The following is a 13,888-nucleotide window of genomic DNA, read 5'->3' on the forward strand; positions in this document are numbered from 1 at the left end:
GTCTCAGTGCAAACTTCGGCACACTCGTTGACCTGCCGATCGGTCCCGTCGCAGAGTCGGCGGCAGGAGTCCGCTACTGAGAGGTGTATTCCATGGCCCTGGAGTTCCTCGGCAGGGATCCCGAATCCGACGACGGCCACTCGCCCACGGTCTGGCGTGACCCGGTCAGCGGCGACTACGTCCTGCAGGGATGGCGGCTGTCGGATGTCGAGATGGCCGAGGTCGGGGAGGTCCCGCCGCACGAGACCGTGATCCGGTTCCCGGCACGCATGATGGGCTTCTTCCCGGAGGTGAGCGGTGGCGGTCCCGAGCCACGGTGAGCTGCTGGCCTCCGCGACCGTGTCGGCCGTCCATCTGGAGATGCGCGACGTCTACACGGTCGATTCCGAGCAGGAGCGGATCGCGGCCTGGCGGGACGGGCACCGCTACGACCCGGCCGACCGCGCCGCGTGGTGGCGGCCCTGGCTGGACCTAATCGCCGCCACGGTCGCCCGCGGCGTCGACGTCCGGCGGGCCCGCATCGTCTCCGAACCACTCAGCGAGTACATCCGTTACTCACGCTCGCACGCCTTCACCAACGTCGCGGCAGGAGAAGCACTGCGCTGGCTCCCCCGCCGACGGACGTCCGACCTAGCGCTTCCCGGCAACGACTTCTGGCTGATCGACGACCGGCTGGTCCTGTTCAACCACTTCGACGGCGACGGCCGCCCCACCAGCGCCGAGACCACCGAGGACCCGGCGACCGTCGAACTCTGCGCCACGGCCTTCCGCTCGGTCTGGCAACGCGGCATCCCGCATGCGGATTACTGCTCGGCCTGACACGAGAATGCCCTTGTGCCCTCCCCATCACCGTCGTCCAGCGTCCAGCAGGCCCGGCAGGCCCTCGCCGGACGGTTGCGAGAGATCCGGCTCGACGCGGGCCTGACCGCGCGACAGGTGGCACGGTTCTGCGGCTGGCATGAATCGAAATGCTCTCGGATCGAACACGGCCGCAAGGTGCCCTCGCAGGAGGACATCCGGTCGTGGTGCACGGCATGTGGTGCGGATGACCAGGTGCCTGACCTGATAGCCGCGCTGCGTGCCGTCGACTCGATGTACGTCGAATGGCGGCGGCTGGAACGGTCGGGACTGCGTCACCAGCAGGAGTCCCGGTTGCCGCTGTACGAGCGGACGACCCGGTTCCGCGCCTACTCCTCCTGGCTGGTGCCGGGCCTGCTGCAGACCCGCGCGTACACGGCGGCGGTGCTGCACTCCATCAGGCGGCAGGCGCAGTTGCCCGACGACGTGGAGGCCGCCGTGGCGTCCCGGATGGAACGCCAACGTGTCCTGTACGAGGGAGGCCGCCGGTTCGCTCTGCTGGTCGAGGAGTCCGTCCTGCGGACAAGCGTCTGTGACGCCGCAGCGATGGTTGGGCAACTCGACCACCTGGTCACCGCGTCGTTCCTGCCTTCGGTGAGCCTTGGCATCGTGCCCATGGGCCCCGAACGCGGCCGGTGGCCGGTGGAAGGGTTCTGGATCTTCGATGACGAGCGGGTGAACGTCGAACTGGTGTCCGGCTATCTCACGATCAGCCAGCCACGCGAGGTGACGGAATACGCCCGGACGTTCACCGAACTGTCCGCCATGGCGGTTTACGGACGGCGGGCCCGAGCCCTGATCGGCGCTGCACGCTCCCACCTTCACGAGACGGATCAGGCCGAACCGGCCGACTGACGGTGCTGATGTCCGGGGTGGCGCTGCGAGCGGACCGACACGGACCGAATTCATCTGGATCGCCCTGAACCTGTTACGCAAGTCCCCGCAAGCTCATGGCCCGGCCACCGCCCTGTCGCTTAGCGTCACCCTGAACTCGGCGAAAGGAGCAGACGATGGGCAGGCACGGCGACAGCGGCAACCCCAAGGACACTCCCAAAGGCGGAGACGGTTCCAACCCCCAGGGCGGACGGCGCGGTGGCGGCGGCGACGGCGGCGGCAATAAGGGCGACGGGAAGAACCCCTCGTGACCCGACCGAACATCGGCGAGCAGATCAACGGCCTGTGCGATCTACTCGCCGAGCAGGGCGACCTGCTCGATCCGGCCTGGCGGGCGGCGTTGAACGCGGTCCCCCGGCACCTGTTCGCCCCGATCCGTGCCTGGGCGATGCCCGATAGCGACGAGCCCGATCACTTGATCGACCGTGCCGTGAGCCCTGCCGCGTGGTGGGACGCGGTGTACTCCGACACCGCGATCATCACTCAGATCGACGACGGGAGATCGGATCCCACCCACGCGGGAACCTACACCTCGTCGTGCAGCGCTCCGGGCACCGTCATGAACTTCCTTCATGCGCTCGCCCTCCGCGACGACGACCGGGTGCTGGAGATCGGCACCGGTACCGGGTGGACGGCCGCCCTACTGTCGCACCGGGTCGGCGCCGACCAGGTGACCTCGATCGAGATCGACGCCCAGGTCTCCGAACAGGCCGCCGCCAACCTCGCCGCGACCGGGTACGCGCCCCACCTGATCGTCGGGAACGGTGCGGCGGGATGGCCGGAAGCCGGCCCTTACGATCGGGTGCACGCCGCGTGCGGCGTGACCTCGGTGCCGTACGCATGGGTGGAACAGACCCGGCCAGGCGGAGTGATCGTCTGCCCGTGGACCCCGGCGTACGGCAACGGGCAACTCGCCCGCCTCACCGTGACCGGCGACGGCCGCGCGATCGGCACGTTCCCCCACTTCGCCAACTACATGATGCTGCGGTCGCAGCGCGTCTCCCACGATCCGATACGAGCGTTCGTCGGTGGCACCGAGGAGCAGGCGGTACGCACCGAAACGTCCCTGGACCCCCGCACCGTGGCCTGGGACTCCTATGCCGCGGACCTCGTGATCGGAGCCCTGGTCCCCGGCGTGAGCAAGCGCATGTGCGCAGCCGAGGACGGCTCTGGTGAGTGGACGTTCTGGCTCCTGGAGGCCATCACTGACCGGGACCGGTCATGGGCGAGCGTCGACTACGAGCCCGGTGTGCCGCGCTACCTGGTCGAGCAGTACGGCCCCCGCCGTCTCTGGGACGAGGTGGAGAACGCCTATCTCCGGTGGGTCTCCTGGGGACGCCCGGCACGCGACCGGTTCGGCCTCACCGTCGCCCCGGACGGCGAGCGGCTATGGCTGGACGACCCCACCCGAGTGATCGGGTAGTCGTCCGACGGGTGGCGGCCAGTCACGGCGAACGGAACCGAACGAGCCGACCGCCGGAGCGTCAGCAGCCGGTGAGCCTCCTGGCGCTACCCATGCGCTCGGCCTTGCCGGGACTCTCGTCAACGGCTCAGTTCGTTGCGCTTCACGCGGGTCAGCAGGTCGGCGAAGGCTTCGGTGGTGAGGGAGAGGTGACCGGCGTCAGGGTTCTTGCTGTCACGGATACCGATGACCGTGGTCAGGTCCGCGACCTCGACACACATACCGGAGTTGCCACCGCTGCGGGTGCTCTTGCGCCAGGCGCGTTCGGGCAGTTGAGCCACCTCGATGCACTGGCCGGCTTCACCACCACTGTGGCTGGACTTGCGCCAAGAGCGCCTGGGGAGTTGCGCCACTTCGATGCATTGCCCTGAGGCACCGCCGCTGTGGCTGGACTTGCGCCAGTGCACAGAAGGGAAGTCGATCATCTTCACAGTCCTTCCAAGACCGTACGGATGAACCTCTCCGAGCCCGCAGCGGGCAGCGCCACAGATCGGATCATTTCGTACAGTACTCCGAACTCGCTGACCTCTTCACTGCGCTCGATGACGCGCCCCCACCCACCAGCACTCTCCACATAACCGACATCAGGTTCGTTACGGAAGCCCAGGATGTGAAATGCCCCTTCGGGGTAGACCGGTGCGCCGTCAGGGACGATATGGATGGTGATGTTAGGTTCCTGCGCCAGCCGCAGCAGGTGTTCCAATTGCTCTTTCATCACAGCACGATCTCCCACCGTACGCCGGACCACTGACTCGTCCAGCAGAGCCACCAGCCATGGCGGATCTTCGCGCCGAAGGATCTCCTGCCGCGCCAACCGAGTCTTGATGAGCTCTTCAAGCTTGTCGTCCTTCTGGCCCGCCCGGAGCACTTCCCGGGCATAGTCCGGCGTCTGGAGCAAGCCATTGACCAGGAAGTTGTCATACATCCTGATCATGTTGGCGAGGGCTTCGAGCTCGATGTACTCCCAGAAACCCGCCGGGAGGCCGGATTCGCGCATCACGGCCGTGTACATGGACTCGAAGAATTCCTCGTAGCCGAAGGCGCGGTCGAGCCCTTTGGAGAGGCGGAGCGACGGGAGCCGGTAGCAGTTCTCGACGTGGCCGATGAGCTTGCCCGAGACCATCACCTCGGGCAGGCCGCCGACCTGCGGCTGCGTCATTTTCGCCGTGGTGCGGACCCGTCGTAGTTGGACGGCGTAGAACGCGCGGGCCGAGGACTTCGGGTCGATCGGTGGGGTGCTCATGAAAGGACTCCTGCCGGTCGGAGCGCTTGATCACGAAGGGGAGTGCACAACCTGTGGCCGAGGGTAATCGCGGCAGTCCAGGCTGGCAGGCGAACCCGCAAACCACCCTCGACGAAGTGATGGCCAGCAATGACGCAGATACGACCAGCCGGTACGAATCGGCTCGAAAGGAGCCTGCTCGCCGTTCCCTCCTCGGCCGGGCTCATCCGGGACCTCACCGAGGTGCACCTGACCAAGTGGGACACGCCCCGGCCCGTCCTCGACGACGCCCTGCTGGTGATCAGCGAACTCGCCGCCAACGCGATCACCGCCGCACCGGCACGGCTGATCGGCATCCGGGTGGACCGCGAGGCCGCGGGCGTCCTGCTCGCGGTCTGGGACCCCAGCACCGCACGGCCCGTCCGGCGATCGCGGCCCGAACCGGCCCTGGCGGCCCTGGACCCGGACCCCGCCCGCTACGACGACAACGGCGGTCACGGCCTGGTCATCGTCACCGCCCTCGCCTGCCAGTACGGCTGCGAACCGGGCGACCCCACCGGCAAGTGGGTCTGGGCCAGGCTCCGGGCATGACCGCCCCCTGCCCCGGTGAGCCCCGCGGCCACTACGAGCGCTGGCTGCACGGCCTCGACCGGCTCCCCGGCCGGGACCGGCGGCCTCCGCCCGGTGCTCCGGATCTCGTCACCCGCACGGCGCGGACCTGGAAGGCGGCCACCCTGGTGATCGGCCGCCGCGCCGCCAGAAGGCGCCCGTGAGGACCTCCGCCCTCCTGCGACGGCTCGCGGGAGGGCGGCCCTCGCGGCCTACCCGGCCGGGCTGGAGATCGTCAGGTCCAGGGCGGCCGACTTCGTGGTGGTGCCCGCGGTGCCGTGGACGGGCACCGTGACGACGCGCGGGTCGGTCGGGACGGTCTGCGGGCCCGCGGTCAGGGTGAGCTGTGCCGGCTGGCCCGGCTGGATCGCCGGCGGGTCGAAGGCGGCGGTGACGCCCGGCGGCAGACCCTTGCCCGCGGACAGCGCCACCGGCCTGCCCGCGGTGCTTCCGGCGACGGTCACGGCCACGGTGACCGAGCCGCCGGCGGGCAGGGTCACGTGGTTGGGCTCCACGTCGACCGTGAAGGAGAGGGGCGGCTCCGGCCGCACCGGCTCCTGGACCGCGAGCACGTGGCTGGACCCGGCGGCGATCTGCCGGACCCGGGTCAGCCCGTGGACCGGCACCGGGACGCCGCGCCTGGTCGTGGTCCCGTCGCCGAGCTGGCCGTCGTAGTTGTATCCGCAGGACCGGACCGTGCCGTCGGCGAGGCGGAGGTGGCTGGAGAAGTCGCCCGCCGCGATCTCGGCGACGCCGCTCGCCACCATGTGCACCGGTGTCCGGATGGGGCTGGTGAAGGTGTCGTTGCCGAGCTGGCCGCCGTCGTTGTTCCCCCAGCTCCACACCGTGCCGTCGGGGCGTAGCGCGAGGCTGTGGAAGGCTCCGGCGGCGACGGACCGGACGCCGCCGAGACCGGGAACCGGCGTCGGCGACAACCGGTTCCCGCTCATGCCGTCGCCGAGCTGGCCCCACTGCCCGTACCCCCAGGCGAAGACCGTGCCGTCGGCGCGCACCGCCAGGCCGTGGCCGTTGCCCGCGGCGATGTCGACGATGGCGTGCAGCCCCGGCACCTGCACCGGCGACCCCACCCACGGGACCGCGTAGCCCAGGCCCAGCTGGCCGACCGGGGAGGCGCCCCAGCCCCAGACCGTGCCGTCGCCGCGCAGGGCGAGGACGAACCTCGAACCGGCTTCGACGTCCACCACGTTCGCGAGCCCCGGGACCCGCTGCGGTGCCGCCTGCGGGCCGCCGACGCCGCCCCGGCCGAGTTCGGCGCTCTCGTTCTTGCCCCAGGTCCACACCCGGCCGTCGGCGCCCACCGCCGTGCTGAACTCCCATCCCCCGCCGACGTCGACAGCACCGGTCGGCCCGGTCACCGGCAGCGGGATCGGGCTGCCCCCGCCGGTACGGCCCAGCTGGTGGTGACTGTTGTCCCCCCAGGCCCACACCGTGCCGTCGGCGGCGATCGCCAGGCTGTGGTCGCTTCCTCCGGAGACCTCGCCGAAGTGCAGGTACTCCCCGAGCACGGCCACGGGCGCCGTCCGGTTGGACTGGCCGCCGTCGCCCAGCTCGCCGTCGAAGCCGCCGCCCCAGGCCACGGCGTGCGTCAGCACCGGGTCGGCCGTGACGGGACCCGCCGTCACGGCCGGTACGGTCATGGCCGTCGCCACGGCCAGCAGGGCGGCGCGCAACCGTCCGGGCGCGCGTGAGCGGGAACGAGACATCCGATCGCCCTCTCCTCGTCGTGGGAACGGCCGTGCCGGGCGGCCCGGGGTTGGCGGCGACGGTGGTTCGCCGCATACCGCCCGGCACGGTGACGACCGGCCTGCTCCCATCTGCCAACTCGCCCGAACAAGGGACATCCTGATGAGGAGCCGCCGACCTGGGTCCTGGATAGCGGCGCCTGGTTGCCACCCGGTTGCCGCCGCCGGCCGGGCAGGGGGCACGCGCCCGCCGTCCGGACCGGCCGGGACGCCCTTCGCCCCGGGAGACGGCCCCGGCCTTCGGCCGGAGAAGGCCGTCGCCCGCCCCGGCGGTCATGCCGGGGCGGGCGACGGATCCGGCGCGGTTCAGGACGCCACGGGTTCGAGTGCCGGAGCGGGCTCCTCGGCCGGCTGGGCGGTGGCGGCGGGCCGGATGCCGCGCAGGGCGTACAGGCTGACCGGGACGCCGAGGGCGACGATCGCGGCGGCGACGATCAGCGTCGACTGGTAGGCCTCCAGGAACGCCGCCAGCGGCGGGAGGCCGTCGCGGACGTGGCCGTCCTGGCGGCTGTTCAGGATGGCGCCGAGCACGGTGATGCCGAGCAGGCCGAACACCTCGCGCGACACGTTGAGGGTGCCGGAGGCCACGCCCGCCCGGGCGGGGGGAAGGGCGCCCAGGACCAGGTCGGTGAGCGGGATCAGCAGGCCGCCGCCCAGCCCGAAGAGCAGGAACCAGGGCAGCAGGTCGGTGTAGCCGTCACCGGCCCCGACGGTGGAGATCGCGCCCACCGCGACGGCCATCAGCGCCATGCCGGTGGCGACGGTGACGGCCGCGCCGAGCAGCGCGGTGATCCGGCTGGACAGCACCGCGACGACCGCCATGAGCACGGCCATCGGGACGAACGCGGCCCCGGCCTCGGTGGGCGTGAAGCCCAGCGCGTTCTGCAGGTAGAGCGCGGTGAAGAAGTAGATGCCGAACACCCCGAACGACCACAGGCCCATGGTCAGCAGCCCGCCGCCGAACACCCGGTCCCGGAACGGCGACAGGTCGATCACCGGGTCGGCGACCCGCCGCTCGATCAGCGCGAAGGCCGCCGCGGCCAGCGCGGCCACCGCGAAGGCGCCCAGGATCGCGGCGGACGTCCAGCCCCGCCCGGCGCCCTCGATCAGCGCGAAGGTCAGCGCGAACAGGGCGACGGAGGAGGCCGCCAGACCCGCCGGGTCGAGCCGCCGCCAGGAGCCCCGCCGGGCGCCGGCCGGCAGCCGGACGCTCCACAGCGCCAGCGCCGCGGTGACGGCGCCGATCGGCGCGTTGATCAGGAAGATCCAGCCCCAGTGCGCGTGCTCGCTGAGGTACCCGCCGGTGAACGGCCCGACGGCGAGTGCCAGCGCGCCGACCCCGCCCCAGATGCCGACGGCCATCCCGCGTTCGCGCGGGTCGGGGAACAGCGCGGTCAGCATGGCCAGGGAGGCCGGGGCGAGCAACGCGGCGCCCAGGCCCTGGACGGCCCGCGCGGCGATCAGCGTCTCCTGCCCGCCGGCCAGGCCCGCCGCCACCGAGGCCAGCGTGAAGATGCCCAACCCCAGGTAGAAGGCGCGCTGGACGCCGAAGACGTCCGCGATCCGGCCGCCCACCAGCAGCAGCCCGGCGAAGACCAGGATGTAGCCGCTGACCACCCATTCCAGGCCGGCGATGGTGAGCCCGAGTTCGCGCTGGATCGACGGCAGCGCGACGTTGACGACGTTGTTGTCCAGGTAGGTCATGAAGGTGGCGAGCGCCACGGCGACCAGCGCCACCCACCGCCGGGAGTCGTTCACGAGCGACCTCTCCTTGCTATACGGCGTACTTGTACCTTGTACATGTACGGCGTATAGCATCATGTACGGCGTATAGTCGTCAAGTGGCCTCCGAGAAGCTGACCCGAGCGACGGTCCTGGCACGAGCGCTGGAACTGGCCGACACCGAAGGGCTCCCGGCCGTCACCATCCGGCGACTCGCCCAGGAACTCGGCGTCACGCCCATGGCGCTCTACTGGCACTTCAAGAACAAGGAACTGCTGCTCATCGGCCTCTTCGACGAGGTCTTCGCCCAGGTCGCCGTCGCAGCCGACCCCGCCGGACCCTGGGACCACCGGCTACGGCTGATGGTCGAGGCGCTGCTCCGGACAGCCCGGCGACACCCCTGGATCTCTGAGATCTCCGCGGAGGTCGACAAGCGGCAGGCCGAGAGCTTCCAGCGGGGCACCGACCTGGCGCTCCGCATCCTGGCCGAGGCCGGGTTCTCCCCCGAACGCGCCTTCCAGGTCGCGACCTACCTGCTCAACGGCGTCATGGGGCTGGTCGTGGCCGACCCCTGCGGCCCGACCGGGCTGCCGACCGAGGCCGCCGCCGAGCACCGCCGCCTGCACCGCCTGGAACTGGAGTCGCTGTCCCCCGCCCGGTACCCGGCCCTGGTCGCCTACGCCCGGACACTGGCGGACGAGCCCGACCCGGAGACCCACTACGCCTTCGGCCTGGACCTCCTGCTGGCCGGAGTCCGGGCCATGGCACCCGCCCAGGTCGGCTGAGCCCACTCCAGGCGCACGAGCCCACGATGCGCCGGCGCGCTTGCGGACGGTGTCATACCACACGCTCCAGCCGGGCGGGCCCGGTGACCAGGGTCCGCCGGAGCACTGAGCCATCCAGTGCACGCTCCGGCCCGGCCTCCCGGCCGTGCGGGCCAGGAGACCGGCGTACGCGCCGTCAGTCGAGCGCCGGGGTCTCGCGCGGCCGGTAGCGCCCGACCCGGTCGCGCGGCACCTCGTCCAGGGGGGCGCGCCCCGAAGGCGCGGCGAGCTGCGCGAACAGCCGGCCCGCCACCACCAGGCCCAGCAGCTGCGGGACGGTGTCGCGGAACAGGTCGATCGCGCCGTCCGAACCACCGTTCAGGGACAACCAGGTGCCGGCCGCCACCGATACCCCGCCCAGCAGCAGCGCGACCGCCGGCAGCCACGGCGAGGCCAGCACCCGGAAGGGGTACAGCACCCTCCCGAAGACCAGGCAGACCATCACCGCCACCTCGGCGGCCACCACCAGCCCGAGCGCCCCGGCCACCCAGTACCCGAAGGCTGCCGCGGGCAGCGGCACCAGCCAGCGCGGGGGCGACGCCCTGCCGGGCGCCCGGCGGAACGGGCCGCCGCCCCCGCCACCAGTGCCCGCCCGGCGCACGGGTGACGGGCCGCCGCCCTCTCCACCGGCGTCCGCCCGGAGCACCGGTGACGTCCCGCCGGGCAGCCGGCGGAGCAGGCCCGCCCGGCGGGCGGCCGGTGCCCCGCCCGGCGGCCGCGGGGCGGTCCGGCGCCCGCCGGGCAGCGCGCAGGCCAGCACCAGCAGCGTCACCAGCAGGGCCAGCCCGGTGAACACCGCCGGCCGGTAGACGCCGTCCGGCTCGTAGCGCAGGGTCACCACTCCGCGGGTACCCGCGGGCACCACCCAGGCCTGCCGCCAGCCGTCCAGCCGGGTCGGCGTCAGCGCGCGGCCGCCGATGGTCGCCCGCCAGCCCGCGTTGAAGTTCTCGTTGACCACCAGGTACGCGCGGTTGGCGGCCTCCACCTGCACCGTCCGCTCGCCCTGCCCCCAGGACCGCACCCGCACGGGGGTCGTCGCCCGGCCCTGGGCTCCCGACAGCCGGCCCCCCGCGTCGAGGACGACCGACTCCACCCGGTACGCCCCGCCGCCGCTCAACCGGTTCGCGCCCGCGGCCAGCCGGACGGGACGGCACGCCGCGAAGCCCACCGCCCGCCCGCCCAGCGTCTCGTCGAGCGTCGTGGTGACCCTGGTCTCCACCGGGATGCCGTTGACCGTCACCTCCGGCCCGGCGCCGCACGCCGAGGTGTACGGCTGGAAGTCGGTCGCGGCCAGCGGCCGCACCCCGGGGATCACCACCTCGCTGACCTGCAACGGCCGCTGCCGCGACTCGAACCGCAGCACCAGGCGGTCGGTCCGCATCGCCCGGAACCGCAGCACCCCGCTGTCGTCCACCAGCCCCTCGCGGACGTCCCCGCCCGCCCCCCGCACGGTGACCTGGAGGGGCGCGCGGGCCCCGGGCGGCCGCTGGACGGTGACCGCGTCGACCGTGCGGGCCCTGCCCCAGCCGATGGTGAGGGTGGGCCGGGTGTCGTCGCCGCCCGCCACCCAGGTCGTCGCCGGCGAACCGTCGAAGGCCGACCGGGCCTGCCCGGCCGGGTGCCGCACCCACGCCGAGCTCGCGCTGACCCTGATCGAGGAGTCCCGCCGGGCGAACCGCTCGATCACGGCCGGGTCGGTGAGCACCGCGGTACCGCTCAGCAGGATCTGCCCCGGCGCCGCGGACAGCAGGAGGCGGTTGAACATCGCCCCCTCCTCCTCGCCCCGGGCGAGCTCCGGGGAGCAGACCCAGCGGACCGGGCCGCGCATGCAGTCGGGCCGGACCGGGCCGGCCCGGTTCAGCATGTACGACCCCGCCCCCGTGGGCGCGGCGCTCTGCGGCGCGGCGACCTGCACCACCGGGACGGGCGGGCGCAGGTAGCGCGTCGCCGTGACGCCGGGGATCTTCAGCTCCGAGATCGCCACCCGGGAGGTGAACAGGGTGTCCGGCGTCCGGGCCAGCTTCACCACCCGGATCCGCAGCCAGCCCGTCCGCCCGGCCGGCGCCAGCAACTGCTGCGGCCCCGTGGCCGGCCGCAGGTCCTGCTCGACGGTGCCCGCCGCGGTCTCCACGGCGACCCGGGCCGGGGCGGGGCCGAGGAAGTCGTTCCGCACGAAGGCGGCCGTGATCTGCCGTGGTTCGAGGGGGGCGGTGAAGTCCACCCGCAGCCACTGGCCCACCGCGCCGTTCCAGCCGCCGCTGGTCCACTGGCTGTGGGGGTCGCCGTCCAGCGCCGCGTACGGCGCCGCGCCGGGGTCGTCGAGCCCGGGAAGCGCGTCGGGGTCGGCCGCCGAGGAGGAGGCCGTGACGCCGCGCACCCCCGCGTAGACCGCCACCGTGCGGTCGCGTTCCCAGCCCGGCTCGGTCGGGTCGGCGCCCAGCCCGGCCGCCTGCGACGGCGGGGCGTCGATGGTCAGGGTGGGCGAGATCCCGCTGCGGATCTCGCCCAGGTTGCGCTGCCGCAGCCGCAGCGCGTCGGAGGTGACCGGCTCGCCGCCGGCCGCGGGGTCATCGTCGCCGAACAGCACCGGACGGCCGCGCAGCAGCCCGTTGTCGGCCAGCCCGAGCAGCGCCTCCGGGGCGCCGCGCAGCCGGATGGCACCGGCGGTGTCCAGCAGGCCGACCACGTCGTCGGCGTCGTCGACCTCGTAGATCTCCAGTGCCGGGTACTGCTGGTCGTAGGCGCCGACGGCCTCGTCCGCCCAGACCCCGCCGGTGAGCTCGCCGAAGGTCGCCACCCGGCGGATGCCGGGCGAGGTGTCCAGCGCCTCGTGCACCCGGGCCGGCCAGGCGCCGCGCAGGTCGTTGCGGGACAGGTCGTTGCGGACCAGCAGGTAGCGCACCCCCATCCGGGACAGCACCTGGGTCAGCCCGGACGAGCCGCGCCCGGCCGCCACCCGCTGGTCGATGGCGTCCACGATCCGCGCGTAGCCGGGCGAGCCCTGCGGGACGAGCAGTCGCGCCCCCCACCGGGTGCGCAGCAGCGGCTGCATGATGTCGTCCATCGGCCGGCCCCAGGTGTACTCGCCGAACCGGGCGCCGGGCAGCGCGAGCACCGCCTGCTCGCCGGCCCGGCCGTTCAGCCAGTTCGCCGCGTCCCGCCAGTGCTGCGGGACCGCCGGGAAGTCGCCCGGCCCGGCCAGCCCGTTGCCCAGCGCGGGAGTGGTGATCGCCGCCAGCGCCGCCGTGGTGACCGCGACCAGCCGCAGCCGGGGCCGGGGGGCGCGCGCCGTCGCCAGCAGGTGGATCAGGCCCAGCGCCAGCGGCAGCCGGACCAGCCCGTCGAACTTGTGCAGGTTGCGCAGCGGGGCCAGCGGGCCGTCGAGCAGGTCCCGGGCCGGTGCGGCGAGCGGGCCCTCGATCACGCTGGTGTGCCCGGTCGCGATGATCGCCAGCCCGGTGACGGCGGTGAGCACCAGGAACGTCCGGTCCGGCAGCCCCCTGCTCACCAGCCCGGCCACGCCCAGCGCCGCGAGGGCGGCGGTGGCCAGGATCAGCCAGCCCTGCAGCGACAGCGCGTGCCCGACCGGCAGGGACGTGGCGTCCAGGTAGTTGATCCACCGCGCGGCGCCGCGCAGGACGTCGATCAGCCCGGTGGTCTTGGCCGTGACCTCGGCCTGCTCCGTGTAGCCCAGCCAGGAGAAGCCGAACCGGCCGGTCAGCAGCAGCGGCACCAGCCACCAGGCCACCGCGCAGCCCACCGCCGCCGACCAGTAGCACAGCAACCGCAGCCGGGGCAGCGGGCGAGGCCGGGTGACGATGTAGAGGAACGGCACCACGAGCACCGCGACGGTGGCCGTGGCGTTGATCCCGCCGCACAGCGCCACCGCCACCCCGGACCGGGCGGCGGCCCGGATCAGCCCGCCGCCCCCGGCCGCGGTGACCAGCGGCAGGACGATCCACGGCAGCATCGCCAGCGGCAGGTACTCCCAGGAGTTCTGGCCCAGCGCCGACAGCCCGTGCGGGCCGAGCGCGTACGCCATGCCGCCGAACAGCCGGGTGGCGGGCCCGCCGATGCCCAGCCGCTCGGCCAGCCGGACGGTGCCCAGGAAGGCCAGGCAGAGCAGGGTCGACAGCCACAGCCGCTGGGTGATCCACTCGGGCAGGCCGAGCAGGTTGCCGGCGGAGTAGAAGGGGCCCATCGGGAAGAAGTAGCCCGCGGCCTGGTTCTGCAACTGCCCGAAGTGCTGGACGTCCCACAGGTGCAGCGCCCGGCCCAGGAAGCCGAGCGGGTTCACCGCCATGTCGATCTTGGTGTCGGCCAGCACCCGGCCCGGCCGGGTCGAGGTGACCAGCACGACCAGGGCCAGGCAGCACAGCGCGGTGCGGAACCGCTGCCGCAACCGGACGTCGATGTCGTCGCGGGGCTCGGGGTCGTCGGCGCGGGCGAGCCGGGCGGCCAGCGCGTCGGCCCGGGTCCTGATCGCCGTCACCGCCCACCGCCTCCTCGTCCGGTCGTGTCGGAGCCCCGCCGG

12 protein-coding genes and 1 pseudogene are annotated in these 13,888 nt (G+C 72.9%); 8 read left to right on the forward strand and 5 right to left on the reverse strand.

Annotated features, from left to right (window positions below):
- Positions 1-92: 92 nt before the first annotated feature.
- The 5 genes and pseudogenes from DPM19_RS26060 (at position 93) to DPM19_RS26075 (ending at position 3,175) form a co-directional block, all read left to right on the forward strand.
- Positions 93-320 (forward strand): hypothetical protein, encoded by a 228-nt coding sequence (locus DPM19_RS26060; protein WP_111870680.1) that lies wholly within the window; start codon positions 93-95, stop codon positions 318-320.
- Entirely contained in the window at positions 298-819 is a 522-nt protein-coding gene (locus DPM19_RS26065; RefSeq protein WP_111870681.1) for a DUF6879 family protein, read from the forward strand. The genes DPM19_RS26060 and DPM19_RS26065 overlap by 23 nt, the downstream gene beginning before the upstream one ends.
- A 15-nt stretch (positions 820-834) precedes the next feature.
- Positions 835-1,041, forward strand: a pseudogene (locus tag DPM19_RS36830) (helix-turn-helix domain-containing protein); the annotation flags it as partial.
- Positions 1,042-1,053: 12 nt separating this feature from the next.
- Entirely contained in the window at positions 1,054-1,713 is a 660-nt protein-coding gene (locus DPM19_RS26070) for a DUF5753 domain-containing protein (RefSeq protein WP_233510771.1), read from the forward strand.
- Positions 1,714-1,999: 286 nt separating this feature from the next.
- A complete protein-coding gene (locus DPM19_RS26075) occupies positions 2,000-3,175 on the forward strand; it encodes a methyltransferase domain-containing protein (protein WP_111870683.1) in 1,176 nt (391 codons plus the stop codon).
- Positions 3,176-3,294: 119 nt separating this feature from the next.
- Here the strand turns inward: DPM19_RS26075 and DPM19_RS26080 are convergent, their stop codons facing one another.
- Entirely contained in the window at positions 3,295-3,639 is a 345-nt protein-coding gene (locus DPM19_RS26080) for a DUF397 domain-containing protein (RefSeq protein ID WP_111870684.1), read from the reverse strand.
- 2 nt (positions 3,640-3,641) lie between these two features.
- The gene (locus DPM19_RS26085; RefSeq protein WP_111870685.1) at positions 3,642-4,457 is read right to left on the reverse strand and encodes a DUF5753 domain-containing protein; all 816 of its coding nucleotides are present in this window, start codon (positions 4,455-4,457) and stop codon (positions 3,642-3,644) included.
- Positions 4,458-4,586: 129 nt separating this feature from the next.
- Between DPM19_RS26085 and DPM19_RS26090 the strand changes: the two genes are divergently transcribed.
- Together DPM19_RS26090 and DPM19_RS26095 are read left to right on the forward strand one after the other, a co-directional pair.
- Positions 4,587-5,027 (forward strand): ATP-binding protein, encoded by a 441-nt coding sequence (locus tag DPM19_RS26090; protein ID WP_111870686.1) that lies wholly within the window; start codon positions 4,587-4,589, stop codon positions 5,025-5,027.
- Positions 5,024-5,209 (forward strand): hypothetical protein, encoded by a 186-nt coding sequence (locus tag DPM19_RS26095; RefSeq protein WP_111870687.1) that lies wholly within the window; start codon positions 5,024-5,026, stop codon positions 5,207-5,209. Before DPM19_RS26090 ends, DPM19_RS26095 begins: the two co-directional genes overlap by 4 nt.
- Before the next feature lie 48 nt (positions 5,210-5,257).
- On the opposite strand, the gene DPM19_RS26100 is transcribed toward DPM19_RS26095, so the two are convergent.
- Positions 5,258-6,769, reverse strand: coding sequence for an RCC1 domain-containing protein (locus tag DPM19_RS26100; RefSeq protein WP_158566894.1), 1,512 nt, complete (start codon positions 6,767-6,769; stop codon positions 5,258-5,260).
- A 345-nt stretch (positions 6,770-7,114) separates the two neighbouring features.
- Positions 7,115-8,566, reverse strand: a complete 1,452-nt coding sequence (locus DPM19_RS26105; protein WP_199485288.1) for an MFS transporter — start codon at positions 8,564-8,566, stop codon at positions 7,115-7,117.
- Between the two features lie 83 nt (positions 8,567-8,649).
- Here DPM19_RS26105 and DPM19_RS26110 point away from each other — a divergent pair, with 83 nt between their 5' ends.
- Positions 8,650-9,315, forward strand: a complete 666-nt coding sequence (locus DPM19_RS26110; RefSeq protein WP_111870689.1) for a TetR/AcrR family transcriptional regulator — start codon at positions 8,650-8,652, stop codon at positions 9,313-9,315.
- Between the two features lie 175 nt (positions 9,316-9,490).
- Here DPM19_RS26110 and DPM19_RS26115 read toward each other — a convergent pair whose 3' ends face one another.
- On the reverse strand, positions 9,491-13,846 hold the full coding sequence (locus DPM19_RS26115; protein WP_111870690.1) for an alpha-(1->3)-arabinofuranosyltransferase domain-containing protein: 4,356 nt from the start codon (positions 13,844-13,846) through the stop codon (positions 9,491-9,493).
- Positions 13,847-13,888 lie beyond the last annotated feature (42 nt).

Origin of the sequence: Actinomadura craniellae (assembly GCF_003289645.1) — a bacterium.
Classification (GTDB): Bacteria; Actinomycetota; Actinomycetes; order Streptosporangiales; family Streptosporangiaceae; genus Actinomadura_D; species Actinomadura_D craniellae.